Below are 13,510 nucleotides of genomic sequence, written 5' to 3'. Positions count from 1 at the left end.
TTTGGACTCAGTAAAGGACGGCAGACATGCTTCGTTGATCTTCGACTCCATCACGGGAGCAATGCGAAACTTGGCGATGAGAATGATTTGACGCGGCGCGCTATTTTGATCCGAGCGGTGGCGCTGGATCTGCGCTAGATCGAGATTGCCGGGTGAAGCGCTGATATCTGCTGCAAAGTGGCTGTCTGGGATTTGTCATTTTTACTCACCATTTTTAGTCGCCACAGGGTGGCCTTTTGATGAGTATCCGGCTGGAAGCAGGCTTCTTTCGCGAGATTTTATTTAGATATATTTCATGATGTAGGGATTTGTTTCGGCCCGCAGACAGGTTTTATAGCCGAACAGTAATTTCGTAGTCGCCAATCAGGAGGCGCCGAAAACAATTGTGTGATACTAAGATTATTTTAGCAGCAAGTGGCGACAAGTTGCTGGAAGCTACGAGAAGCTTGTGTCTGATACTGTCTGATACATCGCACGCAGGCGACGTTGTTTTGAATCAAAAACATGATTCTTTTCAAGTTTTCCCGGATCACATGGCAGACTTATGTGAGCGACCAAGCCAGACGTACTCTTGTTCTTCAGAAAAATGGAACCGCCATGACCTTTGACAATATCCTGCACAATTGAAAGGCCGAGACCAAACCCACTCGTAGAACGAGCGGGACTGACTTTGAAGAACGGTTCGAACACTGTGGTTTGAAGCTCCACTGGTAACCCCGGACCATCATCCGAAACCTCGATTGCCAAAGCACCATCTCCTGATGACACAAGTGACACAACAACATGCGTGCCAAACTTGGTCCCATTGTCTACCAGGTTGGTAATGGCGCGGCTTAAAGCGCGAGGCTTGCAGAGATAGGCCAGACGGTCTGGGCCTGAATAGCTTACATTGAAGCCCACATCTGCGAAATCAGAACAGACGGTACTGAGAAGACTGGGCAAGTCTGAGCGCAACGGCGCTTCGGAAGATACTTCCTTGCTCAGATAGGTGAGGGTTTCCCTCATCATCCCATTGATCGTGGCGATATCACTTAACATCAATTCGCGTAAAGCGCCGTCTTTTGAGCGCTCGACGCGAAGCCGCAAGCGAGTGAGCGGGGTTCTGAGATCATGGCCAATGGCGCGCAGCATCCGGGTTCGATCATTCATCATGCTGCGCAACCGGCTACGCATGTCATTCAGAGCACGGGCCAGTGCAACAACTTCTTGTGCACCGCGCTCTTCGAAAGGTCGATCAGGACCCTCTTCTGCGCTTAATACCAAAGCGGCCGCGGAAAAACGCGACAAGGGAGCGACGATCATACATCCGGCATAAAAAGCCAGAAGGATTACCGGCACCACAATTGCCAAAACTTTCAAAACAGAATTGAAACGCGTTTCCAGCGACCAGAATTCTTTTGGTTCCGGGCGGATTGCAAAGGCTAAGGATTCAGTGGGAGTTATTTTGACCAGCAGGACATTGTCCACGTCTGACGATCTCAGCGCCGTGGGGAACTTGCCTGTCAGCGCGTCGCGGACTCGCGTGCCAAGACCGGTTGTCTGATCCATGTTTGAGGCTGCTTTTTCAAACTCAGCATTGCTAACTTTTTCGACCGGTATGTCGCTGTTGGCTGTCACCTGCAAAACTATATTGCGGTTCTCGGGAGTTTTTGCTGCCAGAAACTGATTTACCACAGTTTCGATTCTGATAGCGGTTGAACGGTGATAAGGAACTGAATCGTCAAACACCAGGGGCTCTGTAACGACCCCCATCGCGCAAGCAATCAAAATAGGTGCAATTGCCAGCGCGATGATCTGTCCGCGAATGGTGTCGAGATTGGACGATTGCAGCATCATACACGCTCCACTTTTGGCGTGAAAAGATAACCGGCAAGCCGGACCGTTTTGATGAGAGTAGGCTCTCGAACATTTGGCTCTATTTTTTGCCTCACCCTGCTGACATGAACGTCGATACTGCGCTCGACAGGGCCTGCAGCACCGGCATGCGTCAAACTTAAGAGTTGTTCGCGGGTAAGCACCTTGCCGGGATTCCGGCAAAATGCGAGCAGCACGTCAAATTCCGCCGTTGTCATTGAGATGTGGACCCCATTGGGATCACGTACCCGCCGCAATATCGGGTCAATCCGCCATCCTTCAAATTGCAAGGGGTCCTGTGTTTGGGGGCTTGCAGAAGTGTACGACGAGCGTCGAAGCAGGCTTTTAATCCGCGCCAGAAGTTCGCGCGAGTTGAATGGTTTGGTAATATAGTCGTCAGCGCCCAATTCAAGGCCAACGATACGATCAATATCATCACTGAGGGCCGTTAGCATTATGATGGGAGTTGTCGCCTGTGCACGCAGTCTGCGACAAATACTGAAACCGTCCTCACCGGGGAGCATAACATCCAGAATAATAAGATCGAATGATTGCTCGCGAAGCAAAACTTCCATTTCCGCCGCAGAACCCGTGGCAACAGCGTTAAAGCCATTGTCCAACAAGGTTTCTATGACCATGTTCGCGATCTCGGGGTCATCTTCCACGAGAAGCACTCTTGCAGACTGATCCAAGACTGTCACACGCATGTGAATATTCATTCCCCAGCCCCCAAAACCATAATTCGGTGTGAGGGTAAATAATGTCCCATGAATGGCGTTATGGTGTCATTCGGAGCCACATTTGGTTGCGTTGAAAATTAGGATGGAAATCATGTCGACGCGCGAGCCTCGGAACCGTGACATTGAATAATTTTGTCATCTCTGGACTAGAATTTATAGCCAAGCATCAGCATCGCTGACGGTTGGAATGCATCTTGTACGATTGGACTGTCTGCCGCGTCACCGACTAGATAACCCACGCCTATCTGCCCTTGGATGAGCCAACTTTTCTCCGTGACATAAGTAACGGAGGCTTCAAAGTCGACACGTTTGAAACCTGCGCCTGCATCATATGCGGCAAGACCCGATCGGGCTGACTGCGCTGAGGTCACCCCGAAATATGATTCCATATGATTGGCATCAGCCCAGGTCGCTGAGGCGCCAGCCGAGAAAAGGAATTGCTTGTAGGAGTGCGAGACACTTGCGCCAACTGTTCCTACCAGACCATCGCTACCTCCAATTGTTTTATCGAAAGATGTAAACAGTTCAACAGGCCCTAGCTCGTACGCCAACTTTCCGCCAATTACGGCTCCGGCATCGACGTCGCCCAGCCCTTTCAGATGATCGCTGTCATCTTCCTGTCGGCCTGCCTCATATCCGATCTTTGTCGTGAAATTAAAGTTTTGATAGCGGTAAACGTCGATGGAAATTCCGCGGGGATCGACGGTCACATGCTCGCCAAAGGTTGCTGAAAACATTGGAAAGGGCTGAACTTCAAACTCATCCGACCCTTCAAATTTCGGCGCATAGATACCACCTGCACCGATTACAACATTCCATTTGTTAAGGCGATCCTTGACTTTCTCGAAGCGACTTGGATTGATACGTTCCGGGCTGACTTCGTCGAAGGTTTCGGCTGCTGCCTGCAACGGACACAAGCTGATAATACCCATCACGGCGACCGAGAGTGTCAGTCGAATGTCAGAATAAACTTCTTTGGTGATTGGCATACAAAACCGCTCCTGAGATTTCAGAGGGGTATTGCCCAACTCGCGGCCGTCTGCCCTCATTCATCAGGAATACCCCATTTGGTATTTTCAGGGATTTTGTAATGTTAAGAAATGTTGCGCAAATATGGGCTTCATGTGGCAACTTTTGCAGCTCTTGAAGCCATCTTGGTGAAATGCGACGGTAGCATAAACGGTAAAGCGCGTGCGAAAGTCGCCTTCATCAGTGCAGCCATTGCGGAACTGGTGATTATCGCAATGGCCGGTTATATTACTGTGAGAGCCCGGATTTATCGTGATCCATACTGCCTGACTTGCACTGATAATATCCCGATGCGCATGATTTGGCGGCGGGGTCGAGATTAACCTTCCTGGGAGTCCAGGAATTGTAAGTTCCGCATCCCGCAGCGATCAACGCACCTAAAATCGCTGTGGCTGTAATTAATTTTCTCATAATTGTCTCCCGATTGGCCCGCTGCCGCGATCCCGCATAACAATAGATTTGTTTGTAGTCGAGTCCGGACTTCAAGGTTGGAAGGCAAGCCTGAACCTCTCAGGCTCCTGGGAGGCAAACTTGTCAGCGAGGTTTTGGCTAATGCTGACAAGATGTGTCGGCGAATGTTTACTAGGCGATGCTCCGACGTGTGGCTACTGTTATGGGGTACTCAGCCATGCGGCTACATAGATCGGGTCGAAAAGGAGCAGCAAAGGCTTGGTTGTATTGAAGATATTCAGAGAATTGTTCAGTTCCTTCATTAGACAAGCGAAAGTTTGATCACGGAACTGGTCATTGCTTGAATCATTGGAAAGAACGGAAACCCCGTGAGGCAGTCATGTTTGATTTTGTACGTGCCCGTAAGCGGATGGTCGATGCGGATATCGCGGGCCGAGATATAAGTTCGCATCATGTGTTGCAGGCCATGCAAAAAGTCCCACGCGAGGAATTCGTAGACGCTTGGCTTAAGGAAAGCGCCTATGAAGATAGGCCGTTACCGATTGCGGAGGGACAAACGATCTCGCAGCCATACATCGTTGCTTTGATGCTTGAGGCTGCCAACATCAAGCCGGAAAGCCGCGTGCTCGAGATTGGCGCCGGCTCAGGATATGCTGCCGCAGTTATGAGTAGAATTGCAGAACAGGTCTACACAATCGAACGGCATGCGGTGTTGGGAGAGGCAGCCCGAAAGTGCTTCGAAAAACTTGGCTATAGCAATATTCAGCTCAGAATTGATGATGGGACGAAAGGGTGGCCAGAAGCTAGGCCGTTCGATGCGATAATTGTTGCAGCCAGCGGACAGAGAGCGCCACAAGCCTTGAAAGAACAATTGAAGATAGGCGGCAGACTCATCATTCCGCTCGGCGGCGAATTTCAGCCTCAGGAGCTTGTTAGGATGACCCGTATCAGCTTCGATCAATTCGAAGAAGAGTCTCTTGGGGCTGTCAGGTTCGTGCCGCTATTGGGAGAGCAGGATAGACCGAAAGCACCGTGACGTGAAGCAGACCCGTGCATGCGCGCATCCTTGGGAATTCTATAATGCAAGTGAACGGCCCGAATTAGGAATACCGGGAATGCTGAATCGAACGCGTCGCGGGAACTTGTTAGAACCGGTCAACGTTCACATATCACTTCCATTGTATGCGAGCGCCGAATGTCGAAACCTGATGATAGTCCCCTTAAACAATCCCATATGCCCCTCAAACATGGCGCGAGTATATTACCCTCAGTAAAAATCGACAGTTACAATCTTCGCATCCGCGATAAAGACGGATTTATTGGCGACAAAGCAAACAAGGCGGCGTTTCTGGAGAAAGTTGATTACTGGCGCAAACAGGTTGACGGTCATGCAGCCGCAAAGCGGCTCAAAATGTCGGACATCTCCAAAACCGATATCGATAAGATACTCGCCGGTGACGACAAATTAGCTCAGGCGATCATCTGGTCGGCCATTCATGATTTCGCAATCGACTTGTCCGATGTAATCAACCGGTTTCTCAAGGAGAAAAAATGGGAAAAAACCGAACGGATTGCCGTTGGAGGGGGGCTTAGCGAAAGTGCAGCCGGACAATTTGCCATTGCCGAAGCGATGCTGCGACTAAATTCCTTGGGTAGGAAAATCGAATTGAGACCGATCGAACATCTGCCTGACGAGGCGGGCCTGATTGGTGCCGTCCATCTCGTGCCTGCGTGGATGCTGAAGGGTCACGACGCCATGGTTGGTGTCGACATAGGAGGTACAAATATCAGAGCAGGAATAGTCACATGGGAGACGCGAAAGAAAAGCCCGAACATCGCGAAAGCAGAGGTTTGGAAGATGGACCTCTGGCGGCATGGTGACGAAGAACCATCCCGTGGCAAAGCACTAAAGCGTTTGGTTAAAATGATAAAGGCTTTACTGGAGGATGCTGAAAAAGAGAAAATTATTGTCGCTCCCATTATTGGAATTGCTTGCCCTGGACTCATCGAAAGCGATGGGTCCATCACCTCGGGCGGTCAAAATCTGCCGGGTAACTGGGAGGGAGAATCTTTCAACTTGGCGCGGGAAATTACCAGTTCGATTCCAGCAATCCAGGGCAAGGACACGTTCGTGGTAATCCATAATGATGCAGTCGTTCAGGGGCTTTCCCAGATACCGTTCATGAAGGATGTCCGCCATTGGGGAATCCTGACGATTGGAACGGGGCTTGGCAATGCAAAATTCACGCACAACCCATGATCAATTCAAGTTCGGTTTGCCTGCAAAAGCTTGGCCTGGATTTCATGCCCAAGGGAGAGCTCTTCGGAAGATAAGGCTGCCGGTGTTGCAGCAAGATGCCAACCTAGTGCCAGGTCGACCACCATCGCCATGCTCTCGAGATCGGAGCGACTGAGTGGGATGGAGCGCTCAGCAGTGCCGTCACCGATTATGGGCAGCAGCTTAAGCGCTCGAATATGTCGAGGATCGTCGCTGCTGGCGAGCCGTTGTGCTGCTTCAGTATATAATCTTTTGAGCAAGACGTACTGCGCTTGGTCCAAATTCAATACAGGCATGAAGTCCTCCACTTCATCCAACGAACAAGACAATCTAATGTTCCATACTCGCTGTCGCTGGCTATTGCAGTGGTAAGTCCGATCTATCGTAGTGGTCGTTTACGGGGCGTCGATGCTTCAGCCTCGTAGATGTTATCCCGCTGTGTCTATGGCTGAAAGCCCGTCACGCTCCTGTGTCAGTATCACTTGCCGAAACCGGTTTGGATTCGGGCGATTATATGTGGGAACTGCGAGTTCTAATTCATCCAGAGCCCTCCATATAGAGCAGCTTCATCGGACTTATCGTAAATCAGTACCAGCGGCGTGCCGCGGGAAAACACAAGCCTCTCGTTGCGAAAAGGGGAGGATCGGCGCTGTTTGGGTTGCGCTGACACCCAATGGAGATTGTCTGCTTTAATCCAACTGAGAACAGCGAGTGCACTTCCGGTTGTACGACGGCACATGTCGCAATGACATAAGTAGGTGCGTTCGATTGCAACAACGCGATATCCCGCCGAGGCGGCCGCCGTGTAAATTTTCCGCTTGGCCGGTCATATGCCTATCCCATCAAGAGGCGCCCATGCAGTTGCATGGGCGCCTCTGATTTTTACTGCGACATGTACACAACTTTGCGGTCTTTGGTCGATACGATTATCGGCCGTTTATCGACATAGACGTAACTATAGTCTGGGGCATCCGGAATGGGTACAAGCTCGACATCCTCTGGAATAGCGGCGCCCATAGTTAGGTCTTCTTCAACCACGATGGGGTCGGTCGGATGTGCGATCACATAATCACGCGCAGTCTGGGGCACTTCCACAATAACCGTATCTTGCGCAAATAGCGGACTGGTACTCAACAGCAGGGCAGAAATCGTTACTATAATTGTGCGTTTCATGGTCTTCCTCCTTTTGCTCTCCCTTCGAATTGGAAAACAACTCACATGAGGGAAGGTTCCACCTGTCGGAACGCGGCAGGAGGTTGACGTCGTACGACTATGAAAGTTCAGTAAGAGCCGTTAGGTGCTGTGCAATATTCGGGCGGCTTTGACGGCAGCAGTGGCACGGTTTTCGACACCCATCTTGATATAGACTTGTTCCAGGTGTTTGTTGACAGTCCTGGCGCTCAATCCGAGAATATCACCAATGTCTCGATTTGATTTGCCCTTTGCAATCCATAAAAGAACCTCAGCTTCCCGTGCGGTCAATCCGAAGTGCTGGCGCAGCAGTTCCTCTGGGCTGGCCTGATTGGCGAGGGTTAGTCGGAACAAATATTCATCAGAGGTGAGGGCACCAAGATAGCTCAACTGCAGTCCCCCTTGCTCTCCAGGGATTGTAATGGGGTTGCCGTCTTTGTGACTTTGTTGCCTGGTCAGCCATGCCGCGACGCTCACCGAAAGTGCCTTATAACCGGCTTGTGTGCTGCCCATGGTCAGCTCTATCAGGTGGTTTGCCTGCGGAGTGGACCAGCGCAGTTGGCCATCTTTTCCAATTGCAAGAAGGTGGCGACCCGCGGCATCCAGCGCTATGCGCGCATTTTGGGCGGCGCGAGCATTGGCAAGGTGAACTCTGATCCTTGCCTGTAGTTCATCAATATTGATCGGCTTTGTCAGATAGTCCACGCCACCGGACTCAAGTGCATGGACGATGTGCTGGGTCTCGGAAAGACCTGTCATGAAAATAACCGGCACCTGGGTAACCGAAGCTGTGGTTTTGATTCGTGTGCAGGTTTCAAATCCGTCCATCTCCGGCATTATCGCATCCATCAAGATGATATCGGGTGTTATACGTTCGACAACATTGAGTGCGGCGTGGCCCGACGTTGCAATCAAAACAGAAAAACCCGATTGCTCCAGCGCGTCCGTCAGAAACCCAAGGGTTTGCGGCGAGTCGTCGACAATCAGGACAATATCGCGCGGATTGGTTGGCTCACTCACCTCTGATCGCCTCTTCCTGATTTTCGAATGTGCGAAGGAAACGGTCATATCCTGCCAGATCGAACATCTGAACGAATTGCCCCAGTGCCTCGGTAAACGCCCGGTTGTCTTCGATTTTCGCCAACTCGGCAATCTTTGTCTCAATGCCGCGGATGTACCCAATCTCGCCAAGATTGATCAATTCACGTACATGCGTTTCACCAGGACTGACCAGTTTACGCGGTATGAGAGATGAGGGCGATGTCGCATCAGCGTAAACCCACTCCAAGCCCAGAAGCTGTGCGATCTTGTTTTGAAGCTGCCGAAGGTCAAAAGGTTTTGCGAGTGTGTCATTGTGGCCAGTTGGCCCGCCTGTGGGCGCTGCATCGCCTATATTGGCTGAAAGCATAATAATAGGCGAAAGCTCGCCAGCTTCACGCAGTCGTCTTACCAATTGCCAACCATCCATTTGTGGCATGGAAATATCAATCAGGAACAGGTCAGGGACGACCCCCTCGATAAGAGTAAGGCATTCTGGTCCGCTGGCGGCAGTTAACACGATGAAATCGAGGGGAACGAGAATCTCTCGCACCAATTCGCGATGATCTTCATTATCGTCGACAACAACGATGGTGCGCCGCTGCCCGGTGTAGCTGCGAATTTTTCGTGGCAAGGGCTGCTGTTGATGCGAGGGTGTTATGGCAGAAAGCATCAGCCTGATCTTGAACGTAGATCCTTGCCCATAGGTACTGGAAACCAAAATCTCGCCGCCCAACGTTTCTGTTAACAGACGGGTGATTGTGAGGCCAAGGCCGAGGCCTGGCATTGGTTGGATGTTCTCGGCTTCTCCTCGCTGAAAAGGCTCGAAGATACGCGGAAGATCTGAGTCTGAAATTCCTCGACCGGTATCCAAAATCGTAAATGTTGCGACCTGACTGCGGTAGGTCACATCGAATAGGACACTGCCGCTTGTCGTAAATTTGATCGCATTGGACAAGAGATTAACGAGGATTTGCCGAAGGCGCTTTTCGTCCGTCCGGACATAGGGCGGCAAATTGCTTGAACGTTTATGCTTGAAGATGAGTTGTTTGGCATCGGCCTGTGGTTGAAACATCTGCACGATCTGGTCCAGAAAGTCGCTAAGATTGATCTCGTTGGAAAAGACCTGCAACCGGCCGGCTTCGATGCGTGAGATGTCGAGTAGTCCGTCAATGAGGCCTGACAAATGATCGGCGCTTCGCTTGATAACGCGAATTGCGGACTGGCGTGGAGCAGGGATTGTTTCGTCTCGTTCCAGTATTTGTGCGTAGCCAAGCACGGCGTTCAAGGGGGTGCGCAGTTCGTGACTCAGACCGATCACATACCTGCTTTTTGCGCGGTTGGCGGCCTCGGCCGCGTCCTTTGCGTCCTGAAGAGCGGCGTCCGTTTTCTTATGAGCGGCTATTTCCTTTAACAGAAGGGTATTCTGACGCGAAGACTCTTCCTCAGCAACAACACGGCTGTCATGTGCCAGCACATAGAACCAACAGGCAATTCCTGTTACGACTGCAAATACAAAAAATACGATCAACAGCGTTCGGTCTACAACGCCCGACGTTTCAGATGGCCCTCCCGCCTGATGGGCTATCATGGTGAGAATTATGCCGATTGCCGTTAGAGCGATGATAACAGAGATTCCGTACCGTCCCAGTCGCGATGCAAGTGCCTGGATGATGCGTTGCGGCAAAAAAGAGCGAGCCACGATAGCGACCTGTGCGTTGAAATTTGCGTTAGGTTTGCACATGTCGTGGCAGCGGCTGTCGAGGGAGCAGCAAAGCGAGCAGATCGGAGCGCTATAGGCGGGACACCAAGCCATGTCCTCAGGTTCAAAATCGTGCTCGCAAATCGAGCATTTGAGTGTCTCCAGTGTTTTCCAAGCCCGCCGAGGCTTCCGCACCAGATAGTATTTTCCCTTGGTCTGCCACGCGAGCAGTGGCGAGACAATGAAAGCTACAACAAGCGCTATGAATGGTGCGAGCGCGGAGGCCATTTCACCGAAGAAACCGAAATGCGCGATCAGCGATATCATTGTCGCCGCAGCCATCGTTCCGAGGCCCACCGGGTTAATATCGTAAAGATGAGCACGCTTGAATTCTATGCCGGGCGGGGCCAGTCCTAGTCTTTTATTGACAAAAAGGTCAGCAGATATGGCGCAAAGCCAAGCCATAGCAATAAGCGAAAAAATACCTAAGGTTTCTTCGAGCAATCTGTAGATGCCAAGTTCCATCAGCAAAAGCGCAATTGCAACATTGAACAGCAGCCAAACCACGCGACCGGGATGACTATGCGTAAGCCGGGAAAAGAAGTTCGACCAGGCCAATGAACCCGCATAGGCGTTCATCACGTTGATTTTAAGCTGCGATACCACCACAAAACCAACCATCAGCATCAACGCTAAAGTATCGGAGTGCGTGACGTAACCGAATGCGGTGAGATACATTTGTGAAGGGTCTGACGCGCGATCGACCGACACGCCGCTGCTAAGTGTGAGCACCACGAGAAACGATCCGGCGAGAAGTTTCGGGGCACCGACTAGGACCCAGCCCGGACCGGCAAGAAATACCGCAATGCGATGTCGCAGTTTTCGCTGCCCTTTGGGCGGCAAAAAGCGCAGAAAGTCCACTTGCTCGCCGATTTGAGCCATCAGAGCCAAGATTACTGCACTGGCTGCACCGAACTGCGCCAGCACAAAAGGGGCGCTTGTTCCAGGAATTGCGACCGGCACATCGACACCTGAAAAAGCCCGCCAAAGATCAAATTTTTCCCAATCCACGAAAGCAATTACGACGAAAGGGAGGATGTTCAATATGATCCAGAAAGGTTGTGTAATCAGCTGAAACTTGCTGATCATCCGAACGCCGTAGGTGACTAGAGGAACCACAACCACGGCGCTGATAATATACCCAATCCACAAAGGAATTCCGAAAGCCAACTCCAGAGCACCGGACATGATCGACGCTTCGATAGCAAAGAGCAGGAAGGTGAACGTTGCATATATCAAAGAGGTGATTGTTGATCCGATGTAACCAAAGCTTGCCCCACGGGTCAGAAGGTCGATATCGACACCGTGGCGGATGGCGTAACGGCTTATTGGCAGCCCCACACAAAGCATGACGAGGCAGGCAACAGCGATCGCAGCTACAGCATTGGTGGTGCCGTAGGATAACGTGACGGCGCCGCCGATAGCCTCCAGCGCGAGAAATGAAATTGCGCCAATTGCTGTTTGGGCAATGCGTTGCGATGAATAACGGCGAGCGCTCTTCGCAGTAAAGCGAAGGGCGTAATCTTCCAAGGTCTGATCCGCTACCCAGCGATTATAGTCGCGTCTGATAGGAACGATGCGTTGGCGCGCAACCATTCGCCCTGTTTTCCCCGTGCAATGGTCCGACGTGTAAATCCTAGCGCCGACCGGATGGTGTTTTTCTTACTTAAACACCGGATGCGATACGGAAGAAAGCACTGATCTGCCAACTTAGGTCATCGTCTCTACGTCGTTTAACGTATGTGGGATCGTTGTTGGCTAGCAGATAGTCCCTAAACGCAGCGGATTTGTTCTGCCGCACATGGATAACAAGGCGCAATCAGCGTCGTTCAAAACAGTGGGGACATAATGATGAATATTAAAGCACACGTTAAAGGCGCTCTGTTAGCCGCCATGCTTTCTGCAACAGCGCTTCAGGGCGCGTTTGCCGCAGAAGATACGATCAAAGTCGGCATACTTCATTCCCTTTCGGGAACAATGGCCATCTCTGAAACCACGCTTAAGGACGCCATGTTGATGCTCATTGATGAGCAAAACAAAAAAGGCGGGATTCTTGGCAAGAAAATTGAGGCTGTTGTTGTTGATCCGGCTTCAGATTGGCCGCTTTTTGCTGAGAAAGCCCGCGACCTCATCGAAAAGGACAAGGTTGCTGCCGTCTTCGGCTGCTGGACTTCCGTATCACGCAAATCGGTGTTGCCGGTTTTCAAAGAGTTGGACAATTTGCTCTTCTATCCTGTCCAGTATGAAGGTGAAGAGAGCGAGCGCAATGTGTTTTATACTGGCGCAGCACCCAACCAGCAGGCAATTCCTGCTGTCGACTATCTTGCTGAAAATGAAGGTGTCGAACGCTGGGTCCTTGCTGGCACCGATTACGTCTACCCGCGCACAACCAACAAGATACTCGAGGCCTATTTGAAGGCCAAGGGCGTTGCGGCTGAAGACATCATGGTGAGCTACACACCTTTCGGACATAAAGACTGGCAGACCATCGTTTCAGACATTAAGAAGTTCGGTTCCGCGGGTAAGAAGACGGCCGTTGTCTCAACCATCAACGGCGACGCAAACGTTCCGTTTTATAAAGAGCTCGGTAATCAAGGCATCAAGGCTGAAGATATTCCGGTTGTAGCATTTTCTGTCGGCGAGGAAGAGCTTGCCGGACTTGATACGACACCGCTCGTCGGTCACTTGGCGGCCTGGAACTACTTCCAATCGGTCAACACACCGGCCAACGCCGAATTCATCAAGACTTGGAAAGCCTATACCAAGGACGACAAGCGCGTAACAAACGATCCAATGGAGGCCCATTATATTGGTTTCAATATGTGGGTGAAAGCTGTCGAAGCCGCCGGAACCACAGATCCGGATAAGGTCATTGATTCCATTGTCGGCGTGTCGGTGCCCAATCTCTCCGGCGGCTACTCAACGATGATGCCAAACCATCACATCACAAAGCCTGTCCTCATCGGCGAAATTCAATCGGACGGCCAGTTTGAAACCGTGTTCGAAACACCCGGATTGCTGGTAGGGGATGAATGGTCCGACTATCTGCCGGATTCCAAAGATCTTATCTCTGATTGGCGCAAGCCAATGTCATGCGGCAATTTTAATGTCGCAACCGGCAAATGTGGCGGCAAAGGCTCCTAATGATTGAATTGAGTCACGGGCGCTCCAGCCCGTGACTTTCCATTTGCTCGACTAGAGGAGAGG

General features: G+C 51.2%; 11 protein-coding genes. 3 read left to right on the top strand and 8 right to left on the bottom strand.

What is annotated here, in order from left to right; translation table 11 throughout:
* Nucleotides 1–435 precede the first annotated feature (435 nt).
* From V9K95_RS17065 to V9K95_RS17055, 3 genes are all read right to left on the bottom strand, one after another.
* On the bottom strand, nucleotides 436–1,836 hold the full coding sequence (locus tag V9K95_RS17065) for an ATP-binding protein (RefSeq protein ID WP_336441412.1): 1,401 nt from the start codon (nucleotides 1,834–1,836) through the stop codon (nucleotides 436–438).
* The gene (locus V9K95_RS17060; protein ID WP_115054922.1) at nucleotides 1,833–2,573 is read right to left on the bottom strand and encodes a response regulator; all 741 of its coding nucleotides are present in this window, start codon (nucleotides 2,571–2,573) and stop codon (nucleotides 1,833–1,835) included. Before V9K95_RS17060 ends, V9K95_RS17065 begins: the two co-directional genes overlap by 4 nt.
* Nucleotides 2,574–2,740: 167 nt before the next feature.
* Nucleotides 2,741–3,583: a MipA/OmpV family protein gene (locus V9K95_RS17055; RefSeq protein WP_336441413.1), complete on the bottom strand. Its 843-nt coding sequence runs from the start codon at nucleotides 3,581–3,583 to the stop codon at nucleotides 2,741–2,743.
* Between the two features lie 830 nt (nucleotides 3,584–4,413).
* Between V9K95_RS17055 and V9K95_RS17050 the strand changes: the two genes are divergently transcribed.
* Both V9K95_RS17050 and V9K95_RS17045 read left to right on the top strand, forming a co-directional pair.
* On the top strand, nucleotides 4,414–5,070 hold the full coding sequence (locus tag V9K95_RS17050) for a protein-L-isoaspartate(D-aspartate) O-methyltransferase (protein WP_115054925.1): 657 nt from the start codon (nucleotides 4,414–4,416) through the stop codon (nucleotides 5,068–5,070).
* A 159-nt stretch (nucleotides 5,071–5,229) separates the two neighbouring features.
* Nucleotides 5,230–6,294, top strand: a complete 1,065-nt coding sequence (locus V9K95_RS17045) for an ROK family protein (RefSeq protein WP_336441414.1) — start codon at nucleotides 5,230–5,232, stop codon at nucleotides 6,292–6,294.
* Nucleotides 6,295–6,299: 5 nt separating this feature from the next.
* Here the strand turns inward: V9K95_RS17045 and V9K95_RS17040 are convergent, their stop codons facing one another.
* From V9K95_RS17040 to V9K95_RS17025, 5 genes are all read right to left on the bottom strand, one after another.
* The gene (locus tag V9K95_RS17040) at nucleotides 6,300–6,608 is read right to left on the bottom strand and encodes a hypothetical protein (protein WP_115054927.1); all 309 of its coding nucleotides are present in this window, start codon (nucleotides 6,606–6,608) and stop codon (nucleotides 6,300–6,302) included.
* 236 nt (nucleotides 6,609–6,844) lie between these two features.
* Complete coding sequence (locus V9K95_RS23735) at nucleotides 6,845–7,081, bottom strand: GFA family protein (RefSeq protein WP_443147277.1); 237 nt, start codon at nucleotides 7,079–7,081, stop codon at nucleotides 6,845–6,847.
* Between the two features lie 113 nt (nucleotides 7,082–7,194).
* Nucleotides 7,195–7,485, bottom strand: coding sequence for a DUF1236 domain-containing protein (locus V9K95_RS17035; RefSeq protein ID WP_336441415.1), 291 nt, complete (start codon nucleotides 7,483–7,485; stop codon nucleotides 7,195–7,197).
* A gap of 120 nt (nucleotides 7,486–7,605) precedes the next feature.
* Nucleotides 7,606–8,523: a response regulator gene (locus tag V9K95_RS17030; RefSeq protein ID WP_115054930.1), complete on the bottom strand. Its 918-nt coding sequence runs from the start codon at nucleotides 8,521–8,523 to the stop codon at nucleotides 7,606–7,608.
* Complete coding sequence (locus V9K95_RS17025; RefSeq protein ID WP_336441416.1) at nucleotides 8,516–11,899, bottom strand: hybrid sensor histidine kinase/response regulator; 3,384 nt, start codon at nucleotides 11,897–11,899, stop codon at nucleotides 8,516–8,518. The genes V9K95_RS17030 and V9K95_RS17025 overlap by 8 nt, the downstream gene beginning before the upstream one ends.
* A 255-nt stretch (nucleotides 11,900–12,154) precedes the next feature.
* On the opposite strand from V9K95_RS17025, the gene urtA reads away from it, so the two are divergent.
* Nucleotides 12,155–13,447 carry an urea ABC transporter substrate-binding protein gene (urtA, locus tag V9K95_RS17020; protein WP_307278912.1) on the top strand — a complete coding sequence of 431 codons (1,293 nt, stop codon included), beginning with the start codon at nucleotides 12,155–12,157 and terminating at the stop codon, nucleotides 13,445–13,447.
* Nucleotides 13,448–13,510: the final 63 nt, after the last annotated feature.

The sequence above is a fragment of the Phyllobacterium sp. CCNWLW183 genome (genome assembly GCF_037203775.1).
In the GTDB taxonomy this organism is placed as follows: Bacteria; Pseudomonadota; Alphaproteobacteria; order Rhizobiales; family Rhizobiaceae; genus Phyllobacterium; species Phyllobacterium ifriqiyense.
This window is presented reverse-complemented; position numbering and strand designations above follow the sequence as displayed.

Bases quoted from the DNA above. Each gene is read 5' to 3' on its own strand.
- V9K95_RS17065 (WP_336441412.1), bottom strand. From the start codon at position 1,836: ATGATGCTGCAATCGTCCAATCTCGACACCATTCGCGGACAGATCATC.
- V9K95_RS17060 (WP_115054922.1), bottom strand. From the start codon at position 2,573: ATGAATATTCACATGCGTGTGACAGTCTTGGATCAGTCTGCAAGAGTG.
- V9K95_RS17055 (WP_336441413.1), bottom strand. From the start codon at position 3,583: ATGCCAATCACCAAAGAAGTTTATTCTGACATTCGACTGACACTCTCG.
- V9K95_RS17050 (WP_115054925.1), top strand. From the start codon at position 4,414: ATGTTTGATTTTGTACGTGCCCGTAAGCGGATGGTCGATGCGGATATC.
- V9K95_RS17045 (WP_336441414.1), top strand. From the start codon at position 5,230: ATGTCGAAACCTGATGATAGTCCCCTTAAACAATCCCATATGCCCCTC.
- V9K95_RS17040 (WP_115054927.1), bottom strand. From the start codon at position 6,608: ATGCCTGTATTGAATTTGGACCAAGCGCAGTACGTCTTGCTCAAAAGA.
- V9K95_RS17035 (WP_336441415.1), bottom strand. From the start codon at position 7,485: ATGAAACGCACAATTATAGTAACGATTTCTGCCCTGCTGTTGAGTACC.
- V9K95_RS17025 (WP_336441416.1), bottom strand. From the start codon at position 11,899: ATGGTTGCGCGCCAACGCATCGTTCCTATCAGACGCGACTATAATCGC.
- urtA (WP_307278912.1), top strand. From the start codon at position 12,155: ATGAATATTAAAGCACACGTTAAAGGCGCTCTGTTAGCCGCCATGCTT.